At 75.4% G+C, this 5,010-nt stretch carries 4 protein-coding genes and 1 riboswitch; of the genes, 3 read left to right on the top strand and 1 reads right to left on the bottom strand.

The window, feature by feature from the left end; all coding sequences use genetic code 11:
• The coding region (gene cbiE, locus D471_RS0119405) for a precorrin-6y C5,15-methyltransferase (decarboxylating) subunit CbiE (RefSeq protein ID WP_017600144.1) at positions 1-845 on the bottom strand (845 nt) is incomplete at its 3' end.
• 58 nt (positions 846-903) lie between these two features.
• Positions 904-1,035, top strand: a riboswitch (cobalamin riboswitch).
• 28 nt (positions 1,036-1,063) lie between these two features.
• Here cbiE and D471_RS0119400 point away from each other — a divergent pair.
• The 3 genes from D471_RS0119400 to D471_RS0119390 form a co-directional block, all read left to right on the top strand.
• Positions 1,064-3,139, top strand: a complete 2,076-nt coding sequence (locus D471_RS0119400) for a VWA domain-containing protein (RefSeq protein ID WP_394296860.1) — start codon at positions 1,064-1,066, stop codon at positions 3,137-3,139.
• Complete coding sequence (cobO, locus tag D471_RS0119395) at positions 3,139-3,753, top strand: cob(I)yrinic acid a,c-diamide adenosyltransferase (protein WP_017600142.1); 615 nt, start codon at positions 3,139-3,141, stop codon at positions 3,751-3,753. The genes D471_RS0119400 and cobO overlap by 1 nt, the downstream gene beginning before the upstream one ends.
• Before the next feature lie 83 nt (positions 3,754-3,836).
• On the top strand, positions 3,837-5,010 hold a 1,174-nt coding region (locus tag D471_RS0119390), incomplete at its 3' end, for a cobyrinate a,c-diamide synthase (RefSeq protein WP_086003029.1).

Raw genomic sequence — 5,010 nt, 5'->3', positions numbered from 1 at the left:
GGGTGGGCGCGCATCCACTCGATGCCCACCGAGCCCGCGCCCGCGCCCACGTCCCACAGGTGCTGTCCCGGCGCGGGCGCCAGCCGGGCCAGCGCCGAGGCGCGCAGGTCCCGCTTGGTCAGCTGCCCGTCGTGCTCGAAGGCGTCGTCGGACAGCCCCGCCACCATGCCGTACGCGGGTGGGCCGACCAGTTCCAGGGCCAGCACGTGCAGGACGGGCACCGTTCCGGGCGGGTCCGTCAGCCAGTCGCGCGCGGTGGCCTGCAGCCGGGACTCGGTGTCCGTGCCCAGGTCGCCCAGCACGGTCATCCGGGTGGCGCCGTACCCGGCACCGACCAGCAGGGCGGCGACCGCGTCGGGGGTGTCGCCGTCCGAGGAGAGCACGAGGACGCGGTGTCCGGGCGCCAGTTCCCGCGACAGCAGGCGGGGGTCGCGTCCGACCAGGGTCACCACCGCGCTCCGCTCCGCCGACCAGCCCATCCGTGCGCGGGCCAGGGCGACCGAGGAGACGGCGGGCTCCACCCGCACTGCGTCGGCGCCCAGCAGGTCGATCAGCGTGGTGCCGACACCGGAGACGAGGGGGTCGCCGGAGGCGAGGGCCACCACGGAGGCGCCTTCGAGGGAGGCGAACAGGGATGGGAGCCCCTCCCGCAGGGGTGAGGGCCAGGCCTCGCGGCGCTGTCCGGCGCTCTCGGGCAGCATCGCCAGGTGCCTGCGTCCGCCCAGCACCGCGTCCGCGTCCAGGATGAGGCGGCGCAGCCGTTCCGGCACCCCGGGCCAGCCGTCGGCGCCGAGGCCGACGACGGTGACGCGGGGCTCAGGGGGAGGGGGCGGATCGGGCTTCATGTCCCAGACGCTATCGTGGCGGCGACAGGCGTGAGGTGCCCCGGCGGCCCAACCATCGGAAACGGTGGGGACGGACGGCGGGGAGAATCTGGGAAGACCGGTGAGATTCCGGCACAGGCCCGCTGCGGTGAATCGAGCCTCCTCGGAGGACTCGGCAAGTCCGAAGACCGGCCTCGCGCCCGCCCTTGACGTATGGCGCAACGAGCGGGAGCCTCACCATGCCATTGCGGACGCACTATCCGTTCTCCGCGATCGTCGGCTGCGACGACGAACACCTCGACGACCTGGGCCTGTCCCTGGTCCTCACCAGCGTCTCGCCGGAGATCGGCGGCGTCCTGGTGCGCGGGGAGAAGGGCACCGCCAAGTCCACCGCGGTCCGGGGCCTGGCCTCCCTCCTGCCTCCCGTCGACGTCTACCGGGGCGACCGGTTCTCCGTGGACCCCGCCGACCCGGCGCAGCGGTCCCCGGACGGCCCCTTCGGCTCCGGCTCGCCCGTGGAGAGCCGCCCGGTACGGCTCGTCGAACTCCCCGTCGGCGCCACCGAGGACCGCGTCCTGGGCTCCCTGCACCTGGAGCAGGCGCTCACCCACGGCCAGGTCGCCTACGAACCCGGCCTGCTGGCCCGGGCCCACCGCGGGATCCTCTACGTCGACGAGGTCAACCTGCTCCACGACCACCTGGTCGACCTCCTCCTCGACGCCGCCGCGACCGGCCGGGTGACCGTGGAGCGCGACGGGTTCTCCGTGGAGCACACGGCCCGGTTCCTGCTCATCGGCACGATGAACCCCGAGGAGGGCGAACTGCGCCCACAGCTGCTCGACCGATTCGGGCTCACCGTCGAGGTCGCCGCGCCGCCCGAGCCCGCCCGGCGCGCCGAGGTCGTGCGCAGGCGCATGGCCCACGACGCCGATCCGGCCGCTTTCGCCGAGCGTTACCGCGACGCCGAGGAGGCCCTCGCCAAGCGCGTCGCCGTCGCCAGGGAGTCGCTGGCGCGGGTGCGGTTGTCCGAGGCCGCGCTGTTGAAGATCGCCGAGGTCTGCGCGGCGTTCGACGTGGACGGTCTGCGGGCCGACATCGTCACCGCGCGCACGGCTATGGCGCACGCCGCCTGGGCCGGCCGGACCTCGGTCACCCGGGCGGACATCCGCCGAGCCGCCCTGCTCGCCCTGCCGCACCGGCGTCGGCGCAACCCGTTCGACGCGCCGGGACTCGACGAGGACCTCCTCGACCGGATCCTGGGCGACGAGGAGCCCCCGCCGGACCCGCCGGCGCCGCCGGACCCGCAGGGGTCCGACGATCCCGCTGACGACGATCCCGGCCCCGCCGACGCCGACGCCCCCTCCGACGACGGCGCCCCACCGCAGGCGGACGGCCCCGACGCGCACCCGGAGGGCGCGTCGGCCGACCAGGACCCGCTCCCCGAATCCTCCCGGCAGGAGCAGGAGGGGGACGAATCCGGGGAGGCGGAGCCCCGTCCCGCCGGTGCCGCCCCCGTCAAGGCCGCCGCCCCCTACCGGCCCCGGCTGATCACCGTCCGGGGCTCAGGTGAGGGGGCCGACGGCAGACGCAGTCGAGCCGTGGGAGCGCGGGGCCGACGGATCGGCGCCGCCCCACCCGGTCAGGGGCCCGGCAACTCACTCCATCTGGTCGAGACCGTGCGGGCCGCGGCGTCCCGTCCGCACGGCGGCGGACGGCTCCGGCTCCAGCCCGGCGACCTACGCGTCGCGGTCCGCGAGGGCCAGGAGACCAACCTGGTCCTGTTCTGCGTCGACGCCTCCGGATCCATGGCGGCGCGCAAGCGCATGACCGAGGTCAAGACCGCGATCCTCTCGCTCCTCCTCGACGCCTACCGACGGCGTGACAAGGTCGGTCTGGTCACCTTCCGTGGCCGGGACGCCGAACTCGCGCTGCCGCCGACCCGGTCCGTGGACATCGCCGCGGCCCGCCTCGACGACCTGCCCGCCGGAGGCCGCACGCCGCTCGCCGAGGGTCTGGTGGAGGCGGCCCGGGTCCTGCGCCGCGAACGCCTGCGCGATCCGCGGCTGCGCCCGCTGCTCGTCGTGGTCACCGACGGACGGGCCACCGGCGGGCGCGGCGCCGTCGGCCGCGCGCTGAGCGCCGCCGACCACGTCGCCGGGCTGGGCGTCACCACCGTCGTGGTGGACGGCGAGTCCGGTCCGCTGCGCCTCGGTCTGGCCGGCCGCCTGGCCGCCCACCTCGGCGCCGACCACCTGCCCGTCAGCGAGGTCAGCGCCGACGCGCTGGGCTCCGCCGTACGAGAGAGGGCCTCCTGATGCCCCAGGGAAAACCACTCGTCGTCCCCGACGACGGACTCACCACGCGACAGCGCCGCAACCAGCCGCTGCTGGCCGTCCACACCGGTGACGGCAAGGGCAAGTCGACCGCCGCGTTCGGCCTCGCGCTGCGCGGCTGGAACCAGGGCTGGCGGATCGGGGTGTTCCAGTTCGTCAAGTCGGCGAAGTGGCGCATCGGCGAGCAGACCGTGCTGGAGCGCCTGGGCCAACTCCACGAGGAGACCGGCGAGGGCGGTCCGGTCGAGTGGCACAAGATGGGCTCGGGCTGGTCGTGGAGCCGCCGCAAGGGCAGCGAGGAGGACCATGAGGCCGCCGCCGTCGAGGGCTGGGAGGAGATCAAACGCCGCCTGGCCGACGAGCGGCACGACCTGCTCATCCTCGACGAGTTCACCTACCCGATCGCCTGGGGCTGGGTCGACGCCGACGACGTCGTGGCCGCGCTGCGGGACCGGCCCGGCCGCCAGCACGTGGTGATCACCGGCCGCCGCGCCGACCCCCGGCTGCTGGAGGCCGCCGACCTGGTCACCGAGATGACGAAGGTCAAGCACCCCATGGACGCCGGGCGGAAGGGCCAGCGGGGGATCGAGTGGTGACGCCCCCGCCGCCGGATGTCCCGGGGGCCATGGTCCCTTCGGTGACCCCGGGGTCCTCCGGGGCGACGGTCCTGCCCCGGCTGATGATCGCCGCCCCCATGACCGGCCAGGGCAAGACCACGGTCGCGACCGGGCTGATGGCGGCGCTGCGCGGCGCCGGGCACGCGGTCAGCGGCCACAAGGTCGGCCCCGACTACATCGACCCCGGCTACCACGCCCTCGCCACCGGGCGGCCCGGCCGCAACCTGGACCCCCACCTGGTGGGCGAGGACCGGATCGCGCCGCTGCTCCTGCACGGGGCGCGGGGCGCCGACGTCGCCGTCGTCGAGGGGGTGATGGGGCTGCACGACGGACGGATCGGCGCCGACGGGTTCGCCTCGTCCGCGCATGTCGCGGCCCTGACCCGGACCCCGGTGGTGCTGGTCGTGGACGTGTCCCGGATGTCACGTTCGGTGGGTGCGCTGGTGGCGGGCATGGCCGCCTACGACCCGGCGGTCGAGGTCGTCGGCGTGATCCTCAACCAGGCGGGGTCGGAGCGCAACGTCGCCGAGATCACCCGGTCCACGCGTCTGCCCGTCCTCGGCGTGGTCCGCCGCGACGAACGGCTGGCCGCCCCGTCCCGGCACCTGGGGCTCGTCCCGGCCGCCGAACGGGCGGAGTCGGCGCGGGCGGTCGAGCGGCTGGGAGAGCACATCGGGCGCCAGGTGGACCTGGCCGCGCTGCTCGACCTGGCCCGCTCCGCGCCCGCCCTGGACGCCCGTCCCTGGGACCCCGCCCGTGAGGTGGGCCCCTCCCCCACCGCGGAGCGGCCGGTGGTCGCGGTGGCGGGCGGGAGGGCCTTCACCTTCCGCTACACCGAGACCGAGGAGCTGCTCACCGCCGCCGGCTGCGAGGTCGTCGGGTTCGATCCGCTCGAGGACACCGGACTGCCCTCCGGCACCCGGGGCCTCTACCTCGGCGGGGGTTTCCCCGAGGTGTACGCGGGGCGGCTCGCCGCCAACCGGGGTCTGTTGGCCGACCTGCGCGACGCGGTACGGGGCGGGGTGCCGACCGTCGCCGAGTGCGCGGGGCTGCTCTACCTCTCCGAGTCGCTGGACGGTGAGGCCATGGCCGGGGCCCTGCCCGCGCGCGCCCGGATGACCAAGCGGCTCACCCTGCGCTACCCGGAGGCCGTCTCTCCCCGGGACACCCTGCTCACCCGCGCCGGGGAGAGGGTCACCGGACACGAGTTCCACCGCACCCGCCTCACCCCCGGCT

It is taken from the genome of Nocardiopsis lucentensis DSM 44048, from assembly GCF_000341125.1.
In the GTDB taxonomy this organism is placed as follows: domain Bacteria; phylum Actinomycetota; class Actinomycetes; order Streptosporangiales; family Streptosporangiaceae; genus Nocardiopsis; species Nocardiopsis lucentensis.
This window is presented reverse-complemented; position numbering and strand designations above follow the sequence as displayed.